This window comes from Vibrio aestuarianus (assembly GCF_028858425.1).
Lineage (GTDB): Bacteria > Pseudomonadota > Gammaproteobacteria > Enterobacterales > Vibrionaceae > Vibrio > Vibrio aestuarianus.
Genome location: NZ_JAKNYQ010000002.1, coordinates 684,888 through 707,369 on the forward strand (window position 1 = coordinate 684,888; position 22,482 = coordinate 707,369).

Sequence of the window (22,482 nt, forward strand, 5' to 3'; positions counted from 1 at the left end):
CAACTTGCCGAAAACACGGAACGAATTTTCAATGAAATCGTAGCGTTGACCTTAAAAACCCATCAAACACATAACGCTCTGTTAAGGTGTGAGCAACGCAATACAGAAGCTCCCGCATACCACCTTAACCACTAAAACCAACGCATAGTAAAAATGCCACGCGTTGTGAATCACTCTTAAACAGTTTGTTAGTCGCGAGGCATCGAGCGACAATTTTAAGCCGAACTAAACTTTGCAAACAACAAACTTTATGTGCTTTGATGCACTTAAGTCAGGCGTAGTCTCAAAGCGGCTATTCAATGAAACCACTTGGAACAAACAACGCCGCAGAAAACGGACTGACAACACCAAAAAACGCTTTTGGAAAACCAATCTCACAGTGTGGACTTTCGACAAAGTCACTGAAACCACGTGGAATTTACAACACCAGAGAAAACGTCACTTCAGCGAGTAAATTGGCTTTTGTACCAACAAACTCACCAAGCAGAGTTGCAACCAAAAACAGACTCTCGATTACCCTGCACTGTCAGCACCAAAGAACAAAACAACCGTTAGGACACTTGCATAGCTTTGGACCCAAAACAGCTAAAACTAAGGTCTCATGATCGACGATGAATCTGTGTGCCAAACAAACCGCTGCTAAATTTTAAGCTCAGAAACATGATTTTGATTGCTAGCTTTTTCTGGCGACTAACGCCCAATTAAGGGGTGAACAACGCCTCCACCCAAACCTAAAGCATTATGCCATAAACACTAAAACTGAAGTAGAAGCAAAAATGCCCAGCGTTGGGAATCCCTCTTAAATTGTTTGTTATGTGCCGTGGTTAGTGTTTTTCACAATCCTTTTTGTCTTTGAACAGATTAGTTAGTGCCGTTGCTTCTGTTCTTTCTAGGTCTTGATAAGCATCGAAAACGTCACCATTTTTGTACCCAAGAAGGCACAGCCCACCTTGAATAATTAGGGTAAAAAATGACACAACTAGAATCAGAAATGGAATGACACCAAACATATCAAGAGACAGTAAAAGTGAAGACAATGCTATAGCCACCACTGAAATCACCACTTTAACCTTGCTGCTAAAAACCATAACACCCTCTAAAATATGAAATTTTATCCATTCTATAAGTTAATGGTTGCACATAATGTTTGTCGCTTCACATGAAAGGCACATAACGCCGCATTAAGGTGTGAGCAACGCTACCACTAAACTTAACCACACCACCGTAAACACAAAACCCAACGATGAAATGAAAAATGCCATGCGTTGGGAATCACTCTTAAATGCTTTGTTATGTGCGTTCTTTTTTCACACTCTCTACAACTTGCTCGCTTTGATTAAGTAGCTCTGACTTTATGGTTACACCCAGAGTAAAAATAGAAACAATAGCAGCTAAAACAGCGACATAAAGTGATGTTTTAAAGCGACTATGATCATTTGAAAGATCTGCGACGATTGATGATAGCATAGGGAAATTAATGCAATGCTTGTCTTTTCCTACAGATAGGTTGAACAAATAGTTTGTCACTCCATCTGCATTGTCGTGCTGATACTTTGGATTCAGGTGATAATAGAGACGACCAAATACGAGATCACCTTCCATATGGAAGTGTTTGGCGATATGATCTACATCGATTGGCACATAGATTTTTGTTTCTCTATTTTTAGCTGTCTCATATGCTAAATAATCTTCCATATAATGATTCAAAATGAATTCTAGTATTTTTAAATCTGTTGGTATTTTCATTTTTCCTCGCTAGCACATAACGCCAAATTAAGGTGTGAACAACGCTACCACCTTACCTAAAACATTGTGCCATAAACACTAAACTGACTTGAAGTGACGGCGCCAAGCGTTGTGAATCACTCTTAAATTTATTGTTATGTTTGTGGTTCTTACACCCACGAAACAGACATTTTGAAGTACGCTACATTTGATTTGTAAAACTCTTCACCTTCAACACACAACCCAAACTTCTGATAGAAAGACAGTGCTGAAGTTCGTGCGTCACACCAGAAATAGCTCACATTTTCTCGCTTCAAATCACGCACCAGCTTCTCGATGACCTTAGTACCAATTCCTTGCCCTTGGTATTCAGACAGAGTAGCAAATTTTCTGAGCCTAGCTTCATGACCATTGTTATAAACGGATGCCACACAAACCAGTTTCCCACCAATAAATGCGCCATAGTGAGTAGCAGAGTCATCCCCTTCGACTTCGCAGAATGAAGGCGATTTATTAGGCCATAAAACAAGATGCCTAATGGGTAAAACCTCTGCTGTGGTAACCTTTCGTATATCCATATTTCCTCAAAAAACATAACGCTGCGTTAAGTGGTGAGCAACGCGACCACAATCCTAAACCATTGTGCCTTAAACACAAAACTCAACCTAGAATCGAAACTCCCAAGCGTTGGGAATCCGTCTTAAACGCCTAGTTAGCTGCTGCACTTTAGCTAGCAAATTACGCCAAAATGCCTAATTTGAAACACATTATTGCTTTCAAGCGGCAAAGTAAAACGGACAGCTGTGAAATTAAAACCCAATCCACGAAATACTCTTGGCAAAGAAGAAATGACCGAAGAAATCCCCATTCCTGAGCTCGATAATTTGCAAAGAATTCTATCGAAAAAGCCAACGACAGAGCACACGAAACGAATTTAAGAATGCATAAATTTCAACACCAAAGAAGCCGCGCCAACGAACTTAACAAACAGAACATTTCCCGTAAGTAGACTTCGTTAAGTTCAAATACTTCCCTAAAAGTGCCACTGGCGAGATAGTTGAATAACTGAGATTTGTCCGGTGTGTAGCTAGAAAACCGAAAGCCTTTCCACCCTAAATCCACCGTTTTTCTTAACCCCAGCTAACGCCCAATTAAGTGGTGAACAACGCACTGGCCAAGCCGCTGCATTGTACCGTAAAGCACTTTACCTGACGCATAGTAAAACTGCCACGCGTTGAGAATCCACTTGAATTGCTTGTTATGTGAATTTTACCGTGAATTCAAAGTAAACCACCGTAAAAATGAAGATATTTGAATAAGTTACGTGCAAAAACGATGCTTACCAAAACCTAAATTTCACAGCGATCTGAGCCAAAGAGAGCCACTTACAGAATCGACAACAAAGAAAGCGCCCTTTCAGCCACAACAAAACCTTTTACTTCACCAGACTTTCAGAGCTGAACTTCAACAAGTGAATCAGTCAAAAAGACATTTCAATTAAAGCGATTTGAAACCAACGAAACTCAACACGAACCAGATCCAAAACTCAATTGAGGCAACCCAAAAACCTTGAAAACGCTCAATCTCAAGTTGTTCAAGAATCCATTTCGACTAAGCCAACTTGCCGAAAACACGGAACGAATTATCAATGAAATCGTAGCTTTGACCTAAAAACTGACCAAACACATAACGCCCAATTAAGGGGTGAACAACGCCTCCAACCAAACCTAAAGCATTGTGCCATAAACACTAAATTTGAAGTAGAAGCAAAAATGCCGAGCGTTGTGAATCCCTCTTAAATTGCTTGTTATGTTTTACCACAAACACATGATTTACTTGAGAAAGAACTACTATTTCAGGCCAGTTTTCTGAAGCAAACCACAAGGTAAGAACCAACTTGGCCGCCAAAGGCGACCACCCTAAAACGTGTAATTCCACTTCCCTGCCCAATGAGGCAACCCGACGAAGCACCAACAAGCGCCCTGTCTTTCCAACCAAAGCGCAAAACAATGCTAAATTGCCGAGGCAACTGCCAAGCCGAAGCGCTGATTGGCTAAGAACCTAAAAGCGACTTTGAGCCAGTTAAACCAGAAACTAACCGCCACGACCTGACAATGAAGCAACCCACGAACATTGACATGTTTTACGGGCTGAGAGGTGCAAGAACTTAGACCGACAATGTGGATTTGCTGAGTCTACTAGGGACGAATTGCCAGAGAGACAAAGAACTAGAGCCTAAGACCTTTAAGCCTTTGAATTTCAAGTAAACATAACGCTGCGTTAAGTGGTGAGCAACGCGACCACAATCCTAAACCATTGTGCCTTAAACACAAAACTCAACCTAGAATCGAAACTCCCAAGCGTTGGGAATCCGTCTTAAACGCCTAGTTAGCTGCTGCACTTTCGCTAGCAAATTACGCCAAAATACCTAATTTGAAACACATTATTGCTTTCAAGCGACAAAGTAAAACGGACAGCTGTGAAATTAAAACTTAATCCACGAAATGCGCTTGGCAAAGAAGAAATGACCGAGAAAATCACCATTTTTAAGCATGGTAATTTGCAAAGAATTCTATCGAAAAAGCCAACGACAGAGCACACGAAATGAATTTAGGCATTCGTGAATTTCAACAGCAAAGAAACCACGCCAACGAACTTAACAAACACAACATTTCCCGTAAGCAGACTTCGTTAAGTTCAAACACTTCCCAAAAAGTGCCACTGGCGAGATAGTTGAGAAACTGAGATTTGTCCGGTGTGTAGCTAGAAAACCGAAAGCCTTTCCACCCTAAATTCACCGTTTTTCTTAACCCCAGCTAACGCCGCGTTAAGTGGTGAGCAACGCGACCACAATCCTAAACCATTGTGCCTTAAACACAAAACTCAACCTAGACCCGAAACTCCCAAGCGTTGGGAATCCGTCTTAAACGCCTAGTTAGCTGCTGCACTTTCGTTAGCAAATTACGCCAAAATGCCTAATTTGAAACACATTATTGCTTTCAAACGGCAAAGTAAAACGGACAGCTGTGAAATTAAAACCTAATCCACGAAATGCGCTTGGCAAAGAAGAAATGACCGAGAAAATCACCATTCCTGAGCTCGGTAATTTGCAAAGAATTCTATCGAAAAAGCCAACGACAGAGCACACGAAACGAATTTAGGCATTCATGAATTTCAACACCAAAGAAACCGCGCCAATGAACTTAACAAACACAACACTTCCCGTAAGCAGACTTCGTTAAGTTCAAACATTTCCCGAAAAGTGCCACTGGCGAGATAGTCGAGAAGCTGAGATTTGTCCGGTGTGTAGCTAGAAAACCGAAAGCCTTTCCACCCTAAATTCACCGTTTTTCTTAACCCCAGCTAACGCCCAATTAAGTGGTGAACAACGCACTGGCCAAGCCGCCGCATTGCACCGTAAAACACTTTACCTAACGCATAGTAAAACTGCCACGCGTTGAGAATCCACTTGAATTGCTTGTTATGTGAATTTTACCGTGAATTCAAAGTAAACCACCGTAGAAATGAAGGAATTTTAATAAGTTACGTACAAAAACGATATTTACCAAAACCTAAATTTCACAGCGATCTGAGCCGAAGAGAGCCACTTACAGAATCAACAACAAAGAAAGCGCCCTTTCAGCCACAACAAAACCTTTTGCTTCACCAGACTTTCAGAGCTGAATTTCAGCAAGTGAATGAGTCAAAAAGACATTTCAATTTAAGCGATTTGAAACCACCGAAACTCAGCACAAGCCAGATCCAAAACTTAATTGAGGCAACCCAAGAACCTTGAAAACGATCAATATCAGGTTGTTCAAGAATCCATTTCGACCAAGCCAACTTGCCGAAAAAACGGAACGAATTCTCAATGAAATCGTAGAGTTAACCTTAAAAACTCATCAAACACATAACGCCCAATTAAGTGGTGAACAACGCACTGGCCAAGCCGCTGCATTGCACCGTAAAACACTTTACCTAACGCATAGTAAAACTGCCACGCGTTGAGAATCCACTTGAATTGCTTGTTATGTGAATTTTACCGTGAATTCAAAGTAAACCACCGTAGAAATGAAGATATTTTAATAAGTTACGCACAAAAACGATGCTTACCAAAACCTAAATTTCACAGCGATCTTAGCCAAAGAGAGCCACTTGCAAAATCAACAACAAAGAAAGCGCCCTTTCAGCCACAACAAAACCTTTTGCTTCACCAGACTTTCAGAGCTGAACTTCAGCAAGAGAGTCAGTCAAAAAGACATTTCAATTAAAGCGATTTGAAACCGACGAATCTCAACACAAACCAGATCCAAAACTTAATTGAGGCAACCCAAGAACCTTAAAAACGATAAATCTCAGATTGTTCAAGAATCCATTTCGACCAAGCCAACTTGCCGAAAACACGGAGCGAATTCTCAATGAAGTCGTAGCTTTGACCTTAAAAACTCATCAAACACATAACGCCCTGTTAAGGTGTGAGCAACGCAATACCGAGGCTCCCGCATACCACTTTAAACACTAAACGCAACGCATAGCAAAAATGCCACGCGTTGCGAATCACTCTTAAACAGATTGTTATAACCCGATTACACCAAATAGCCACCGATTGTTGTAAACCATTCTTTTACTTCACCATTTGGATCTCTTTCATGAATCATCGCGGAAGTCATGCAAGGGAATGCTTTGTTTGATAGTCTAATTTTCGCGTTATTATCTTTCATTACACCATCATAACCTTGATCTGCAGAGTAAACTTCAGCAAAGACTTTGGGCGTAGCTTTACCTTCTGCGTTTGGATGATCTGTAACTTCAACGTCTACGCCAAAAGCCAATTTTATCGCATCTGTATGCAAGTAACTTTCAATCTCATGTTTTTGTGTAATGAATGCTTTTGAACCATCTGTACGCTGATTGATTTCTCTAGCTGCATCAGCATAACTTGGAACATCTGCATCATAAATATGAATTTCAGGTCGCCCTAAGCCACTCAAATAATGGTGGTTAACCCAGTGTTTTAAGTTACCACCACCAAGGACAATAAAAGCAACTCGATCATCTGTATTTAAATCAGGCACAGCCTCATCTTCAGTATGTAGAGCTGCGCTGAGAGCCTTAAGTGCGCTAACATCAGTAGGTCCTTCAACACATATTAATACTTTAACTCGACTATCAGGGGTTACTCCTAACGCACTTGCAACATCAGTTAGTACGTCAGAACCATGTTCAATAACTGGCTTTCCTGCCTCATCTCGGTTTATATATCTAATTCCGTCCATAGGAAGATCACTAGCAAAACCAGGGCTGTGAGTTGTGAGAATCACTTGGCAATTATGTTCCGATGCCAATGCAGAAAATGAGGATTGTAATATTTTTTGATTATTGGGATGTTGAGCTGTTTCAGGTTCCTCTACAGCATAAATTATTCCTTTCTTACTTCCTTTTGTAAGCAATCGCTCGGCTTCGGCTTTAAAGAAACTTACTAAAACTAATCGCCTAACGCCACTGCCACGTTTGTTTAAAGGGATTCCATCTGTACTTAGATTAACTGAAAACAACCCTGTCCATTTAGCTGGAGTTGGTGGTGTGAACTCTGGCGTCAATTCGCTTGCTAAATTGCTGTCGATAGTTTTTAGAGCTTCATGCGTGTTATTCGCAATCTCCTCCGTTCTCTCCTGAACTTTTCGCTGAATACGGTCAATATCATCTTGAACCTCAGCAATGGCAGCTGCGACAGCAGCTTTCATTGGATCTTGAACTTCACCATCAGAATCTTTACTGCTACGATCACTTTGGAATAGCGCAAATAGTGGAAGGTATTTATCTACTTGCTCCCAGATTCTTTTGCTATCTTCTTTTGGTTTCGTAACTTGAATTGCAACTTCATTTAACTCTAATTCAGTTGTATTGCTCCAAATAGCAGACCTCATTAAAGGGTTTCCCTTTAATGGGCTTTCTATTTTTCTATCCTTGATGATTTTCTGAAGATCTTTTTCTTTCAACTCTAAGAGGTTGTCACAACCTTTTGCTGTTGGATGTTCCGCCAAGATGAATACATCGCAAGACGGAGTTTTTTTGCTACAGTCAAAAACTTTTTTAATCTTCAGTGTAGCGTCTTTCGTTAGTAAATATTCGTTTGCTAATGTTGTTTCAGTGCCGCTATCAAGAATTATTGTTTCTGGAAGGGATGTGAACTCACACGTGATCGATACTTTTTCATTCGCACTATGTATATTCGCGTCATCTTGGGATATTTTCACGACATCATTATTAAAAAATATCTCCATTGCTTCCAGTATCGTAGATTTCCCAATATCATTTTTACCAATAACAGTGGTTAAATCATCAATTTTTACTTTTACTGGCTCTTGATAACACCGTAAATTTTCAACTTCTAAAGATATTAATTTCACCTAAAACTCCTTTAGGGTTATAACGCCGCATTAAGTGGTGAACAACGCCAACCACCCGACCTAAACCATTGTGCCGTAAACACTAAAGCTAAATCAAACCGAAAGCGCCAAGCGTTGTGAATCCGTCTTAAATGCCTTGTTATGTTCGGACTAAAACTTGACGCTTAATAAAGTTTTTAGTCCGAAAGAACAATTAAATATACCTGAACCTAGAAAGTAGCAACACACCGCTTGTATGAGAAACTTGATTTCATCTGAATATTTGAACAGTTGAATTTGCTCTTCATACAACCAAGCTATTCCAGGCACAATTATCATTGGAATCGTACACATAATCCCATGAAGGAAATGAATCGATCCTTCCCTGTAAATCTTATGGTCATGACCATTATTTGACTGTCCGCTAAAACACAAACTAGCCAGTGCTAACAATATCGAAATTAGAGTAACGGACACCTTGAACAAGCTCTCATAATCACCAGAAATGATCAAAGCAAGCAGCGCAGCAAAGCCAGTAACAAACGAAAAATATACACTGGATATTACTATTTTATTCATAAATCTCTACTTACTCTTTATAGAACATAACGCTGCGTTAAGTGGTGAGCAACGCGACCACAATCCTAAACCATTGCGCCTTAAACACAAAACTCAACCTAGAACCGAAACTCCCAAGCGTTGGGAATCCGTCTTAAACGCCTTGTTATGCCTGTACTACTTTCTGCGTGAAGTGCTCAAAAGCCGTAACTTTAGAGTAACCCTCAGATAAATATAGACTTTTTGCAGATTCATTATCTACTGAAGTAGCAAGCTTAACAGTTAAAGCATTGGTTTCTCTGGCATAAACTTTGACTTGTTGTAGCAATGCTTTACCAACACCATTATGTCTCGCTGATTCAGTGACATACAAGTCATTCAAATACCACATTCGCTTCATCGCGACTGAAGAGTATGACGGGTAAAGCTGAACAAAACCCAACGGTTGACCATGATGATCAAGTGCTAGGAAAATGACTGAGTCTGAATGGTTGAGCCTCTCTTCAATGAAACTCATAGCCTGCGCTAAATCCGATTCTTGTCCATAAAATTGGCGATATAAATCAAATAATTGAGCGACAGCTTCAAGGTGAATTTTATCTACTTCTACTATTTTCAAATTGACTCTCCTTATCGATTTTTGTGGAAAAGGCATAACGCCCAATTAAGGGGTGAACAACGCCACCACCCAACTTAACGCATTGTACCGTAAACACTAAATTTGAAGTAGAAGCAAAAGTGCCAAGCGTTGAGAATCCCTCTTAAATTGCTTGTTAGCTGCAAATTGTCGATATGGATTTTCGGATTACCCAAATATAGAACAACGCCAATAAGTCAATTTGAAAGAACCCCAAGTTATACTGGTTTGAATACTCTAGAAGTGAGCCACCTAAATTAAAGGATACTGATAACCAATTAAATGTATCACTAACCCAGTCTAAGGTGAGGAAAATACCGCCAATACCATAGTAATTGAAATACACACCACCAAACCCAAAGGCAAATACTTGTAGTCCAATATTCAAATATGGAAGTACGTAGTATGTTGAGGCCCTTTTGTATAGGATCAGACCCGATAATGTATTGAGGATAATTACAAAAAATGAAGCAACTACTTCAAGCATGCTCAATCCAGAGAACAAAAGAACAAGCATTACCAACGCTATTAGCGCAACCAGCAATTGATTCACGCTTATCACTGTTAGTATACGACTCCATCGTAGTTTTCTAGCGTTTGCCTGCTGCTCATAAAACTCTTGAATCTCGTGCTTTCTTGTCGCTATTTCATTGGTTAAATTTTTGTAGTTTTCAGGGTATGCCTCAGCATCAATGCTTCCTAACGCTTCAAGCAACGATTTCGCATTATACTTTGTATAGTTAATTTCCATTTATATACTCTATTTTCCAGTTTGCAACTAACGCCGCATTAAGGTGTGAGCAACGCTACCACGAAACCTAGCCATACCACCGTAAACACAAAACCCAACGCGAAGCTAAGAATACCAAGCGTTGGGAATCACTCTTAAATGCTTTGTTATTGCGCTATATCGTCGTTAGATCGATGGACAATTGCCTTTTACTGCCATGTCTACTTTTAAAACTTCAGCTTTACCTTTGCTTTCGTCCACTAACTCTACGCCAGCACCGCCAACAAACACACCCATTTTGATATATTGATTAACGAAGTAATTACGGCCTTCTTCGGTGTAAATGGTTAAATGATTCTCGGAAAACTCTGATTCCGTACTTACTTGATGCTCTTTATTACCTTCTACTTCATGGTAGAAGAAAATCCCAGGAGCAGTCTCACCTATACACTCGCCATCAACATAAACGTATTTTTTAAGTGCCGCGCCAACAAAGCTATCCTCACGATAAATATAAATACCAGAATTACCTTCTTGAGGAGCTTCAAATGATTTAGCTTCATTCGAAACTGTCGAATCGACGGTAGGAACTGAAGCACAGCCTGATAAACCCAAAAGCAGAGCGGAGCACAAAATTACTTTATTTTTCATATTATTAACCTAGCTACGATAAAAAACCGCGCCAAACATACTATATAATAATATGTTGTTTAATAATCATATTCGAAATTTGTGATTCAACTAGCGCTATAACGCCCAATTAAGGGGTGAGCAACGCTACCACCCAACCTAACGCATTGTACCGTAAACACTAAAATTGAAGTAGAAGCAAAATGCCAAGCGTTGGGAATCCCTCTTAAATTGTTTGTTATACATTTATATCAGCGCATTAAGTAACCTAATTGTGCTGTTGAGTAAATCTGCACTCTTCAGAAAAGTAGAAACTCGACTATCTTCATTTTCTTTCGACTCTTCAGTTGAATTAACCGGAAGTTGAACGACATTGTTGGTTGAGTTTTCAAGCTCTAACTTGATTTCCGGACTATGGCTTGCTGTTGAGATTAACTTGCTCTTCAGTTGCTCTGCTTCTTTCTGAAGAACTTCAAAACGTTGCTCAACTATAGACTCAAACTGTGTGAAAGAATCTCTCTGTTGAGATAGTTGAAGCTCAAGAATGCGAACTTCCTTTTTGTGCAATAGCCCCAATATGAGCCAACAAAGCGCAGCAACCGAACATAGCAAACCGACAAAACCACTTAATAGGTACTTCCAATTCTCGATGACGAATGTGCCAACAACTAATACTATCTCTTGATTATCCATATGTTCCGTAAGCCAAAATAAATGTATAACGCCCAATTAAGTGGTGAACAACGCACTGGCCAAGCCGCTGCATTGCACCGTAAAGCACTTTACCTGACGCATAGTAAAACTGCCACGCGTTGAGAATCCACTTGAATTGCTTGTTATGTGAATTTTACCGTGAATTCAAAGTAAACCACCGTAGAAATGAAGAGATTTTAATAAGTTACGTACAAAGACGATGCTGACCAAATCCTAAATATCACAGCGTTCTGAGCCAAAGAAAGCCACTTGCAGAATCAACAACAAAGAAAGCACCCTTTCAGCAACCGTTAAATTTTTTGCTTCACCAGACTTTCAGAGCTGAATGTCAGCAAATGAATCAGTCAAAAAGACATTTCAATTAAAGCGATTTGAACTAGCGAAATTCAACACAAACCAGATCCAAAACTTAATTGAGGCAACCCAAGAACCTTGAAAACGATAAATCTCAGATTGTTCAAGAATCCATTTCGACCAAGCCAACTTGCCGAAAACACGGAACGAATTCTCAATAAAATCGTAGAATTAACCTCAAAAACTCATCCAACACATAACGCCCAATTAATTGAGGCAACCCAAGAACCTTGAAAACGATCAATCTCAGATTGTTCAAGAATCCATTTCGACCAAGCCAACTTACCGAAAGTACGGAACGAATTCTCAATGAAATCGTAGAATTAACCTCAAAAACTCATCAAACACATAACGCTGCGTTAAGTGGTGAGCAACGCGACCACAATCCTAAACCATTGCGCCTTAAACACAAAACTCAACCTAGAATCGAAACTCCCAAGCGTTGGGAATCCGTCTTAAACGCCTAGTTAGCTGCTGCACTTTCGCTAGCAAATTACACCAAAATGCCTAATTTGAAACACATTATTGCTTTCAAACGGCAAAGTAAAACGGACAGCTGTGAAATTAAAACCTAATCCACGAAATGCGCTTGGCAAAGAAGAAATGACCGAGAAAATCACCATTTTTAAGCATGGTAATTTGCAAAGAATTCTATCGAAAAAGCCAACGACAGAGCACACGAAATGAATTTAGGCATTCATGAATTTCAACAGCAAAGAAACCACGCCAACGAACTTAACAAACACAACATTTCCCGTAAGCAGACTTCGTTAAGTTCAAACACTTCCCAAAAAGTGCCACTGGCGAGATAGTTGAGAAACTGAGATTTGTCCGGTGTGTAGCTAGAAAACCGAAAGCCTTTCCACCCTAAATTCACCGTTTTTCTTAACCCCAGCTAACGCCCAATTAAGTGGTGAACAACGCACTGACCAAGCTGCCGCATTGCACCGTAAAACACTTTACCTAACGCATAGTAAAACTGCCACGCGTTGAGAATCCACTTGAATTGCTTGTTATGTGAATTTTACCGTGAATTCAAAGTAAACCACCGTGGAAATGAAGAGATTTGAATAAGTTACGTACAAAGACGATGCTTACCAAAACCTAAATTTCACAGCGATCTGAGCCAAAGAGAGCCACTTACAGAATCGACGACAAAGAAAGCGCCCTTTCAGCAACCGCTAAATTTTTTGCGTCACCAGATTTTCAGAGCTGAATGTCAGCAAGAAAACCAGTCAAAAGGACATTTCAATTAAAGCGATTTGAAACTGACGAAACTCAACACAAGCCAGATCCAAAACTTAATTGAGGCAACCCAAGAACCTTGAAAACGATCAATCTCAGGTTGTTCAAGAATCCATTTCGACCAAGCCAATTTGCCGAAAACACGGAACGAATTATCAATGGAATCGTAGCTTTGACCTTAAAAACTCATCCAACACATAACGCCCAATTAAGGTGTGAACCACGCGACCACATAGCTCAATTTGAACGCCCTAAACACTGAACTTAACCCAAACCAAAAGTGCCAAGCGTGGTGAATCACTCTTAAATTGTTTGTTATAAAACAATTGGCCCCTTCATCTGAAAGATGTCTGCATATGTTTCAAATGATTTATATACTTCTTGAGTCAAATTCGTTTGACCAGTGAGGATAGAACCAAAAACTGCAACTAACCCGTTAACACCATTTGACGCTTTCAATACCTGTTCTAGCATAGCGATTGGATATCCTTTGCTATGTCTATCAACAGCATGTAAGCCTCCATGAACGTATGAGCTAAGCGGTTTCCAAGAATACTCTTTGAACTCAAGAATAGGATCTATTGCATTTTTGGGAGCCTTCTTCTCCAACTGGCTGATCATTTCGCTCAACATCGGCAAGTTGTTAGCTCTTCTCTGGTTTTCTTCATTTAACTCTGCAGTTAGTTTGCTTAGTGCTATGTCACTTGCAGCATACAACACCCACATTCCCCGAACTAGACTCTCAAACTGAAGCCTCAGAAGCCCAAGAGCAGAAGTGAAGTTTCTTGTCGCTAGCAGAATCTTTAAACTTTCAGCATGCTCCAATGATACGCTGCACATTATTTTGCTAACTCGAATCCTATCAGAGCCATCATACAGCGGTTGCCTTAGTATATAGTCAACATAGTTCTCGTATTCAGCTGACCTTGTAAGTAAATTGTCGATGGTCTACTCCTTGTTTTATAACGCCGCGTTAAGTGGTGAGCAACGCGACCACAATCCTAAACCATTGCGCCTTAAACACAAAATTCAACCTAGAGCCGAAACTCCCAAGCGTTGGGAATCCGTCTTAAACGCCTAGTTAGCTGCTGTACTTTCGCTAGAAAATTACGCCAAAGTGCCTAATTTGAAACACATTATTGCTTTCAAACGGCAAAGTAAAACAAACAGCTGTGAAATTAAAACCCAATCCACGAAATGCGCTTGGCAAAGAAGAAATGACCGAGAAAACCCCCATTCCAGAGCATGGTAATTTGCAAAGAATTCTATCGAAAAAGCCAACGACAAAGCACACGAAATGAATTTAAGCATTCATGAATTTCAACAACAAAGAAGCCACGCCAATGAACTTAACAAACACAACATTTCCCGTAAGTAGACTTCGTTAAGTTCAAACACTTCCCGAAAAGTGCCACTGGCGAGATAGTTGAGAAGCTGAGATTTGTCCGGTGTGTAGCTAGAAAACCGAAAGCCTTTCCACCCTAAATTCACAGCTTTTCTTAACCCCAGCTAACGCTGCGTTAAGTGGTGAGCAACGCGACCACAATCCTAAACCATTGCACCTTAAACACAAAACTTAACCTAGAGCCGAAACTCCCAAGCGTTGGGAATCCGTCTTAAACGCCTAGTTAGCTGCTGCACTTTCGCTAGCAAATTACGCCAAAATGCCTAATTTGGAACACATTATTGCTTTCAAACGGCAAAGTAAAACGGACAGCTGTGAAATTAAAACCTAATCCACGAAATGCACTTAGCAAAGAAGAAATGACCGAGAAAGTCACCATTCCTGAGCTCGGTAATTTGCAAAGAATTCTATCGCAAAAGCCAACGACAAAGCACACGAAACGAATTTAGACATTCATGAATTTCAACACCAAAGAAGCCGCGCCAACGAACTTAACAAACACAACACTTCCCGTAAGCAGACTTCGTTAAGTTCAAACACTTCCCGAAAAGTGCCACTGGCGAGATAGTTGAGAAGCTGAGATTTGTCCGGTGTGTAGCTAGAAAACCAAAGCCTTTCCACCCTAAATTCACCGTTTTTCTTAACCCCAGCTAACGCCGCGTTAAGGTGTGAGCAACGCCTCCACCGAACCTTAACCATACCGTCGTAAACACAAAACCCAACCTTGAACTGAAAATGCCAAGCGTTGGGAATCACTCTTAAATGCTTTGTTATGTACGTACTAACTAGTAACACCAAGAGCTTTTCTAAATATATCAATCACTTCTCTTCTCGGCTCTCTACCTTTGTTCACAACATCATGAAACTCTTCTGGCATCAAAGATAGCTGATTGTAGTTTAGTTCAAGAACTCTATCGAAATACGGCTTATATGCGCCCAATACCGACTCTATGAATTGGTCATCAAAGTAAAGAGCTTTCTTATGCATAACCGAATTAATGTATAAATATTTCTCACAGAATGCTTCTCCACGTATTCTCATTGAATCATCTGCTACAGCGGAATCTTGCTCTGAGCAAATACCATCATTAACTTTCCGTGTGTATGCCCACCAATGCAAAAGAAAATTTTGTAACTCAAACTCAGCTTCGAGCATCTGTTCGTAAAGCTCTTCGATGAGTTCAACTCTTTTATTGTGAAGTAAGCGTCGATTTAACCCCACCTACTAATATTTCCGCATGCTCGGCATAGTGATTCCATAACTAAGGAGTCACCATGAACCCATCCAATAAACCTCAGTTCTGGGCTGAAATCATTGAACAGCAGAGCCAAAGTGAGTTATCCATTGTCGCGTTCTGCAAAGCAAATCAATTGACGGAACATACTTTTTATTACTGGCGTAAAAAACTTTACGGCGGGGGTCAATGTCAGCTTGTCCATCCTGTTGTGATCGAAGATAAACCGAAAATAAAAAGCAATATTCAATCGGTAGTGCTCTCACTACCAACAGGAATAACGGCTGAGTTGCCCGCTGAAATGCCAGCACACCAAATCCAGAACTGGTTACAGGCACTGATGTGTTAACACCAAATTCGGGTATTTATCTGGTCTCTGGTATTACCGATATGCGTAAGTCCATTGATGGCCTGTCACTGATTGTTGCTGATGTACTGGACATGGATCCGTTCAGTGAAGCCTGGTTTATCTTCTGCAACCGTGGACGAGATAAAATCAAAATTCTCTTTTGGGATACCAATGGCTTCTGGCTTTATTACCGCCGACTGGAGAAAGGCCGCTTTAAATGGCCGAAACCAAATAAATCGGGTCACGTAGCTATTTCCAGACAGCAGCTTCAGTGGCTATTATCAGGGCTTAATCTGGAGCATCCTAAGGCTCACCAGCCCTTATATGGTCTTGAAGTGTGAGCTAAAACCATGATCGATATAAAGGGCTTGAACGATCCTTTTCCCCTGTCAGACTAACAGCATAATCTTGACCAAGAGCCTGACAAATGAATGACCTTCCTGATGATGTAGAACAACTGAAAGCGATGCTGTTAGCGCTTCAGGAAGCCAACCTGGCTAAGGATAAACTGCTACAGGCTCAGCAAGAAGAAATGGCTGAGCTTAAAACACGGGTGGAACTTCTACTTGAGCAACTCAATCTCAGTAAATCCAAACGGTTCTCTTCCCAAAGTGAAAAGGTGGCTAAAGGTACCTTTAACGAAGCAGAGCAGCAAAATGCGTTGAACAAGCCAGCCCATCATAAAAAAGGACGTAAGCCTTTACCCGAAGAGTTAGAGCGGGAAGTTCAGGTGCATACGCTGAATGCGCCACACTGCGAATGTTGCGGTCATGAACTGCATAAGTGTGGCGTGGAGACTTCGGAAGAGCTGAAGATCATCCCTCAGAGAATCAGTGTGCTCCGTCATGAACGAACCAAATATGCTTGCCGCCAGTGCGAGCATACCGAAATCAGTAGTAAGATAGTGACAGCTCCAAGACCCGCTAGCATGATCCCCAAAAGTATCGGCAGCCCAGAAACCTTCGCCGCCATCGTTACAGCAAAATATGTGGATGCATTACCGTTATACAGACAGGTTGATATCCTCAAACGCGGTAATATCGATATCAGCCGAGGTACTTTGGCAAACTGGTGCGTTCAGTTAGGGAGTAAAATTGACGTCATTATCGACCAGATGAAAGCCCGTCTGTTATCAGAAAGCCTTATCTGCGCAGATGAAACCACGGTACAGGTGCTATCGGAGCCAGGAAAGACAGCTCAGAGTCAATCCTACATGTGGGTCTACCGAAGTGGCGAGTTCCATACGACTCCCGTAGTCATCTACGATTACCAACCGAGTCGAAGTGCAAATTGTGTAAAAACCTTCTTGGGTGACTACTCCGGGTATCTACTGTCAGATGGATATCCTGCCTATGACACACTGAAAACAGTAACACAAGCGGGTTGCATGGCACATGTGAGACGTAAGTTCACCGATGCTCAAAAAGCCCAACCAACAAAGAAAGTGGGCCGTGTAGAGAAAGCGTTGAACTATATTGGAAAACTCTACGGCATTGAACGGGAAGTCAGAGAGCTAAGTCCAGAAATACGACAGCAGATTAGGCAACAAAAATCCAGCCCCGTTCTTGATGAGTTCCACAAATGGCTGGTCGGAATCAAAGAAACACAATTACCTAAGGGAAAGCTCGGGGTTGCTATCAACTATACGATAAACCAGTGGCCAAAACTCCTTACCTATCTGGCAGACGGAAATATCAGCATCGATAATAACGTGACTGAAAGAGATGTGCGTCCGTTTACGACTGGGCGCAAAAATTGGATGTTCTCAACTTCAGTTGGCGGAGCAAAGGCCAGTGCAAACCTCTATAGCCTAGTCATGACTTGTCGCGCTAACGATATCAATCCGTACTTCTACTTCGTGCACCTGTTCAGGGAATTACCGAAGCGCTCTTCAAGTGATGATCTGACCGATCTTATGCCATGGAATGTAGAAATCCGTGAGGCTGAATAAGGCCTCACTGGTTAATTAAGCGTTTACGAAAATCCTCTCATGTAGTTGCCCCTTTTGATAAATTATTCTAACGCCCTGTTAAGGTGTGAGCAACGCAATACCGAAGCTGCCGCATACCACCTTAATCACTTAAACCAACGCATAGCGAAAATGCCACGCGTTGCGAATCACTCTTAAACAGTTTGTTATGTGGCTGTTAACCAAATCAATATTTCACTCTTAAATACAAAAGACACAATGGCACTAGCGCTCAGAAAATAGGGAGCAAACAAATCTAAGCTTTCTCTGTACCTTAGTATTGATTCAGTTTGGTATTTGAGTTCGACCCAGATAAGATAAATGTAGTCTTTTGGTCGCCACCTATCAGTAAACTTATTTAACACAATATACTTGGTATAATAGTAGGGACCTCGATGCTCATCTTCTCCCTCACTTCTATAAGACAAAGAACGTTTGAAAAATCCTGTGTAACAGTATGATGGTTGACCTATCCCAGGCTCATCATAGCCCAATACATCGACTGCTTTACCCAATAATCCTGACACTTCCTCTTCTTCGTGATCATAATGAAAAACGTTATAGTCATCCAGCAACCGTTGAGTCCAAAATTTATACAATCTATTGTGATAACTCTGAGCATAAGAGTAATACCTGATTGTCATGAATAAAATTGAAGCCACGAAGAAATAGCTCAAACCAACATGATTAGTAAACGTTATTTTGAATAAAAATGTATTTGCTTCTTCCAAAGTAGCCCCGCTTAAATTCAAGGCTAAAAAGATTAGGCAAACCATTACAAGTATACGCCTCTTGGATTGAAGACCAGAATCTTCATCAAGTGATTTACGAAAATTTTCTAGTTCATTACTCATTATATTTATTTTCTCGAAACTCGATTAGCCACATAACGCCCAATTAAGTGGTGAACAACGCACTGACCAAGTCGCTGCATTGCACCGTAAAACACTTTACTCAACGCATAGTAAAACTGCCACGCGTTGAGAATCCACTTGAATTGCTTGTTATGTGAATTTTACCGTGAATTCAAAGTAAACCACCGTAGAAATGAAGAGATTTTAATAAGTTACGTGCAAAAACGATGCTTACCAAAACCTAAATTTCACAGCGTTCTTAGCCAAAGAGAGCCACTTGCAGAATCAACAACAAAGAAAGCGCCCTTTCAGCCACAACCAAACCTTTTGCTTCACCAGACTTTCAGAGCTGAACTTCAGCAAGAGAGTCAGTCAAAAAGACATTTCAATTGAAGCGATTTGAAACTGGCGAAACTCAACACAAGCCAGATCCAAAACTTAATTGAGGCAATCCAAGAACCTTGAAAACGATCAATCTCAAGTTGTTCAAGAATCCATTTCGACTAAGCCAACTTGCCGAAAACACGGAACAATTCTCAATGAAATCGTAGCTTTGACCTTAAAAACCCATCCAACACATAACGCCCAATTAAGGGGTGAGCAACGCTACCACCCAACCTAACGCATTGTACCGTAAACACTAAATTTGAAGTAGAAGCAAAAATGCCAAGCGTTGGGAATCCCTCTTAAATTGCTTGTTATGTGAACTTTACCGTGAATTCAAAGTAAACCACCGTAGGAATGAAGAGATTTGAATAAGTTACGTACAAAAACGATGCTGACCAAAACCTAAATTTCACAGCGATCTTAGCCAAAGAGAGCCACTTGCAGAATCAACAACAAAGAAAGCTCCCTTTCAGCAACCGCTAAATTTTTTGCGTCACCAAATTTTCAGAGCTGAATGTCAGCAAGCAAATCAGTCAAAAATGCATTTCAATTAAAGCGATTTGAAACCGATGAAACTCAACACAAACCTGATCAAAAAACCAATTGAGGCAACCCAAGAACCTTGAAAACGATCAATCTCAGGTTGTTCAAGAATCCATTTTGAGCAAGCCAACTTGCCGAAAACACAGAACGAATTCTCAATGAAATCGTAGCTTTGACCTAAAAACCAACCAAACACATAACGCCGCATTAAGGTGCGAACAACGCTAAACACCTAGCTTAAACCATTGCACCTTAAACACTAAAGCCAAGTTTAAACTGAAATCGCCAAGCGTTGTGAGTCACTCTTAAATGCTTTGTTATGTATATTCCCTCTCGAACATACTAGGCTACTCCCGGAACTGATTCGGTTCTCATATATCGACGCCCTTTGCTTTCTTCCGTAATAAATACATCGATCAAGCTCATCTTATTGTTTTTTCTTATTTTTTCATACAAAGATTGCAGTTCTTCATCATTGCTGTATAAGTAAACCCATATGCTTGGCTGACGTTGACTGTTCAATTTTGAAACTAATGCAAAGTACTCATACCCTTTCTTTGAAGCTAATTCTGACGCTCGATTTACATAGTTTGACAGACTATGCGCCTCTATCTCTTGGCTTTTAGGAGCTAATAGTTGTTTCATAATAGGAGCTAATGTCCTTTGCGTACTAGCTGTACTTTGACAACCTAACAACGCCATCAGAAACACAATTACAACTGTTACTCTCATTAATTTTATCTCCTTTATCAAATTAGAATCTAATTTATATTCATATGAAACACTCAGCATTTTGCATCACATCAATAATAATTAATATCTGAAAACGCAGGACTTTTGAGGTTAGTAGTTGAATATACATAACGCTGCGTTAAGTGGTGAGCAACGCGACCACAATCCTAAACCATTGTGCCTTAAACACAAAACTCAACCTAGAGCCGAAACTCCCAAGCGTTGGGAATCCGTCTTAAACGCCTAGTTAGCTGCTGCACTTTCGCTAGCAAATTACGCCAAAATGCCTAATTTGAAACACATTATTGCTTTCAAACGGCAAAGTAAAACAGACAGCTGTGAAATTAAAACCCAATCCACGAAATGCGCTTGGCAAAGAAGAAATGGCCGAATAAATCACCATTCCTGAGCTCGGTAATTTGCAAAGAATTCTATCGAAAAAGCCAACGACAAAGCACACGAAACAAATTTAAGAATGCATAAATTTCAACACCAAAGAAGCCGCACCAACGAACTTAACAAACACAACATTTCCCGTAAGCAGACTTCGTTAAGTTCAAACACTTCCCGAGAAGTGCCACTGGCGAGATAGTTGAGAAGCTGAGATTTGTCCGGTGTGTAGCTAGAAAACCGAAAGCCTTTCCACCCTAAATTCACCGTTTTTCTTAACCCCAGCTAACGCCGCATTAAGTGGTGAGCAACGCAGACCACCACACTTAACGCATTGTGCCGTAAACACTAAATTCAAAGCAAACCTAAAATGCCGAGCGTTGGGAATCCGTCTTAAATGCCTTGTTAGTTGCTCATTTTTAGTGGTAGTGCTAACATTTGTGTGCACACCACTTTTTAAGGACTAGCACATGGACACTAGAATCCAGTTTCGTGTTGATGACGAAACAAAACGCCTAGCTCAACAAATGGCAGAAAGCCAAGGTCGTACTCTTAGCGATGCGTGCCGTGAACTCACTGAGCAAATGGCTGAACAACAAAGAAAGACATTATCCCACGATACTTGGCTTACTGAACAAGTAAACCTTGCTTTTGAGAAGTATGACTCTGGTAAAGCTGTGTTTATTGACAATGAATCAGCTAAGTCACGAATGGAAGCACGCAAAGCTAGGATTCGTAGTCGAGGCCAACAATGATTTTATGGGAAGAAGAATCACTAAATGATCGAGAAAAGATCTTTGAGTTTCTCTACGATTTTAACCCAGACGTTGCAGAAAAAACTGACAATATCATTGAAGCCAAAGTAGAAAGCCTACTTGAGCAACCTTTGATGGGTGTACAACGAGATGGCATTCGTGGAAGACTATTAATAATTCCCGAAGTTTCAATGATTGTATCTTATTGGGTTGAGGGCTCGATAATTCGCATTATGCGAGTGCTGCACCAAAAACAAAAATTCCCTGCGGACTGATGCGGCGTATGGCAACTAACGCCGCGTTAAGTGGTGAACAACGCGACCACCTAACCTAAATCATTGTGCCGTAAACACTAAAGCTGATTCAAACCAAAACTGCTAAGCGTTGTGAATCCGTCTTGAACGCTTTGTTAGTTGTTTATTAGCACCTTTTGATAAAAAATTTTGTCTACGTCTTTTACCAAATAGTCCTTATAACGACCAATTTCCTTGAAACCATGAGACTCATAAAATTTGGGAGCTTGAAACGTATACGTATCAACTGCAATATTACTTATTTCTCGCTCTTTACAGATTAGTTCTATTTTCTGCATTAGCGCACTTCCAACCCCTTGATTTCTTAGTTTTTCTGATAGCCACAAAAATCTAATTTGAACTGAAGTTATATAGATAAAACCAGTCAAACCACCGAGAATTTCTCCTGATTTATCCCGAACAAAAATAGCAAAAGACTCATCTGTGATTTCTGGTACAAATCTTTGATTAAAATCGCCTAATCCTTGATAGATGCAATCGATGTCCTCAGAGTTTGGCGAATAAGTAAAAATGATATCCAATGAATTCTCCGTAATCTGATTAAACAACTAACGCCCAATTAAGGTG

22 protein-coding genes are annotated in these 22,482 nt (G+C 40.5%); 8 read left to right on the plus strand and 14 right to left on the minus strand.

The window, feature by feature from the left end; genetic code table 11:
* The first annotated feature begins 299 nt into the window (after positions 1-299).
* Positions 300-605: a hypothetical protein gene (locus MCT08_RS16670; protein ID WP_274678910.1), complete on the plus strand. Its 306-nt coding sequence runs from the start codon at positions 300-302 to the stop codon at positions 603-605.
* 219 nt (positions 606-824) lie between these two features.
* Here MCT08_RS16670 and MCT08_RS16675 read toward each other — a convergent pair whose 3' ends face one another.
* From MCT08_RS16675 to MCT08_RS16685, 3 genes are all read right to left on the minus strand, one after another.
* Entirely contained in the window at positions 825-1,088 is a 264-nt protein-coding gene (locus MCT08_RS16675; protein ID WP_038970007.1) for a hypothetical protein, read from the minus strand.
* A 202-nt stretch (positions 1,089-1,290) separates the two neighbouring features.
* Positions 1,291-1,746 carry a hypothetical protein gene (locus tag MCT08_RS16680; protein ID WP_274678911.1) on the minus strand — a complete coding sequence of 152 codons (456 nt, stop codon included), beginning with the start codon at positions 1,744-1,746 and terminating at the stop codon, positions 1,291-1,293.
* A gap of 149 nt (positions 1,747-1,895) precedes the next feature.
* Positions 1,896-2,303: a GNAT family N-acetyltransferase gene (locus tag MCT08_RS16685; RefSeq protein WP_194576802.1), complete on the minus strand. Its 408-nt coding sequence runs from the start codon at positions 2,301-2,303 to the stop codon at positions 1,896-1,898.
* A 2,448-nt stretch (positions 2,304-4,751) separates the two neighbouring features.
* Between MCT08_RS16685 and MCT08_RS16690 the strand changes: the two genes are divergently transcribed.
* Together MCT08_RS16690 and MCT08_RS16695 are read left to right on the plus strand one after the other, a co-directional pair.
* Positions 4,752-4,886: a hypothetical protein gene (locus tag MCT08_RS16690; protein ID WP_261916756.1), complete on the plus strand. Its 135-nt coding sequence runs from the start codon at positions 4,752-4,754 to the stop codon at positions 4,884-4,886.
* A 652-nt stretch (positions 4,887-5,538) separates the two neighbouring features.
* The gene (locus tag MCT08_RS16695; RefSeq protein ID WP_274678912.1) at positions 5,539-5,733 is read left to right on the plus strand and encodes a hypothetical protein; all 195 of its coding nucleotides are present in this window, start codon (positions 5,539-5,541) and stop codon (positions 5,731-5,733) included.
* A gap of 578 nt (positions 5,734-6,311) precedes the next feature.
* Here the strand turns inward: MCT08_RS16695 and MCT08_RS16705 are convergent.
* The 8 genes from MCT08_RS16705 to MCT08_RS16740 all read right to left on the minus strand — a co-directional run bounded on the left by MCT08_RS16705 (position 6,312) and on the right by MCT08_RS16740 (position 15,609).
* On the minus strand, positions 6,312-8,135 hold the full coding sequence (locus MCT08_RS16705; RefSeq protein WP_274678913.1) for an ATP-binding protein: 1,824 nt from the start codon (positions 8,133-8,135) through the stop codon (positions 6,312-6,314).
* Between the two features lie 150 nt (positions 8,136-8,285).
* Entirely contained in the window at positions 8,286-8,693 is a 408-nt protein-coding gene (locus MCT08_RS16710) for a hypothetical protein (protein WP_274678914.1), read from the minus strand.
* Between the two features lie 145 nt (positions 8,694-8,838).
* A complete protein-coding gene (locus MCT08_RS16715) occupies positions 8,839-9,291 on the minus strand; it encodes a GNAT family N-acetyltransferase (RefSeq protein WP_069496059.1) in 453 nt (150 codons plus the stop codon).
* Between the two features lie 154 nt (positions 9,292-9,445).
* On the minus strand, positions 9,446-10,060 hold the full coding sequence (locus MCT08_RS16720) for a hypothetical protein (RefSeq protein WP_172533813.1): 615 nt from the start codon (positions 10,058-10,060) through the stop codon (positions 9,446-9,448).
* A 165-nt stretch (positions 10,061-10,225) separates the two neighbouring features.
* Positions 10,226-10,690 carry a DUF2846 domain-containing protein gene (locus MCT08_RS16725; RefSeq protein ID WP_017050760.1) on the minus strand — a complete coding sequence of 155 codons (465 nt, stop codon included), beginning with the start codon at positions 10,688-10,690 and terminating at the stop codon, positions 10,226-10,228.
* Positions 10,691-10,915: 225 nt separating this feature from the next.
* Positions 10,916-11,362 (minus strand): hypothetical protein, encoded by a 447-nt coding sequence (locus tag MCT08_RS16730; RefSeq protein WP_038141683.1) that lies wholly within the window; start codon positions 11,360-11,362, stop codon positions 10,916-10,918.
* A gap of 1,935 nt (positions 11,363-13,297) precedes the next feature.
* The gene (locus tag MCT08_RS16735) at positions 13,298-13,822 is read right to left on the minus strand and encodes a DUF6988 family protein (protein WP_425609361.1); all 525 of its coding nucleotides are present in this window, start codon (positions 13,820-13,822) and stop codon (positions 13,298-13,300) included.
* A 1,346-nt stretch (positions 13,823-15,168) separates the two neighbouring features.
* Positions 15,169-15,609: a hypothetical protein gene (locus MCT08_RS16740; RefSeq protein WP_274678916.1), complete on the minus strand. Its 441-nt coding sequence runs from the start codon at positions 15,607-15,609 to the stop codon at positions 15,169-15,171.
* A 53-nt stretch (positions 15,610-15,662) separates the two neighbouring features.
* Here MCT08_RS16740 and tnpA point away from each other — a divergent pair, with 53 nt between their 5' ends.
* The 3 genes from tnpA to tnpC all read left to right on the plus strand — a co-directional run bounded on the left by tnpA (position 15,663) and on the right by tnpC (position 17,922).
* Entirely contained in the window at positions 15,663-15,971 is a 309-nt protein-coding gene (tnpA, locus tag MCT08_RS16745; RefSeq protein ID WP_274678170.1) for an IS66 family insertion sequence element accessory protein TnpA, read from the plus strand.
* The gene (tnpB, locus tag MCT08_RS16750) at positions 15,965-16,312 is read left to right on the plus strand and encodes an IS66 family insertion sequence element accessory protein TnpB (RefSeq protein WP_168524632.1); all 348 of its coding nucleotides are present in this window, start codon (positions 15,965-15,967) and stop codon (positions 16,310-16,312) included. Before tnpA ends, tnpB begins: the two co-directional genes overlap by 7 nt.
* Before the next feature lie 86 nt (positions 16,313-16,398).
* On the plus strand, positions 16,399-17,922 hold the full coding sequence (tnpC, locus tag MCT08_RS16755) for an IS66 family transposase (RefSeq protein ID WP_274678169.1): 1,524 nt from the start codon (positions 16,399-16,401) through the stop codon (positions 17,920-17,922).
* Positions 17,923-18,107: 185 nt separating this feature from the next.
* Here tnpC and MCT08_RS16760 read toward each other — a convergent pair whose 3' ends face one another.
* Both MCT08_RS16760 and MCT08_RS16765 read right to left on the minus strand, forming a co-directional pair.
* Positions 18,108-18,794 carry a hypothetical protein gene (locus tag MCT08_RS16760; RefSeq protein ID WP_274677561.1) on the minus strand — a complete coding sequence of 229 codons (687 nt, stop codon included), beginning with the start codon at positions 18,792-18,794 and terminating at the stop codon, positions 18,108-18,110.
* A gap of 1,272 nt (positions 18,795-20,066) precedes the next feature.
* Complete coding sequence (locus MCT08_RS16765; protein ID WP_192076249.1) at positions 20,067-20,456, minus strand: hypothetical protein; 390 nt, start codon at positions 20,454-20,456, stop codon at positions 20,067-20,069.
* A gap of 860 nt (positions 20,457-21,316) precedes the next feature.
* On the opposite strand from MCT08_RS16765, the gene MCT08_RS16770 reads away from it, so the two are divergent.
* Both MCT08_RS16770 and MCT08_RS16775 read left to right on the plus strand, forming a co-directional pair.
* The gene (locus tag MCT08_RS16770; RefSeq protein WP_136998851.1) at positions 21,317-21,601 is read left to right on the plus strand and encodes a type II toxin-antitoxin system RelB/DinJ family antitoxin; all 285 of its coding nucleotides are present in this window, start codon (positions 21,317-21,319) and stop codon (positions 21,599-21,601) included.
* Positions 21,598-21,876 carry a type II toxin-antitoxin system RelE/ParE family toxin gene (locus MCT08_RS16775; RefSeq protein ID WP_136998850.1) on the plus strand — a complete coding sequence of 93 codons (279 nt, stop codon included), beginning with the start codon at positions 21,598-21,600 and terminating at the stop codon, positions 21,874-21,876. The genes MCT08_RS16770 and MCT08_RS16775 overlap by 4 nt, the downstream gene beginning before the upstream one ends.
* Positions 21,877-22,010: 134 nt before the next feature.
* Here MCT08_RS16775 and MCT08_RS16780 read toward each other — a convergent pair whose 3' ends face one another.
* Positions 22,011-22,436, minus strand: a complete 426-nt coding sequence (locus MCT08_RS16780) for a GNAT family N-acetyltransferase (RefSeq protein WP_274678917.1) — start codon at positions 22,434-22,436, stop codon at positions 22,011-22,013.
* Positions 22,437-22,482: the final 46 nt, after the last annotated feature.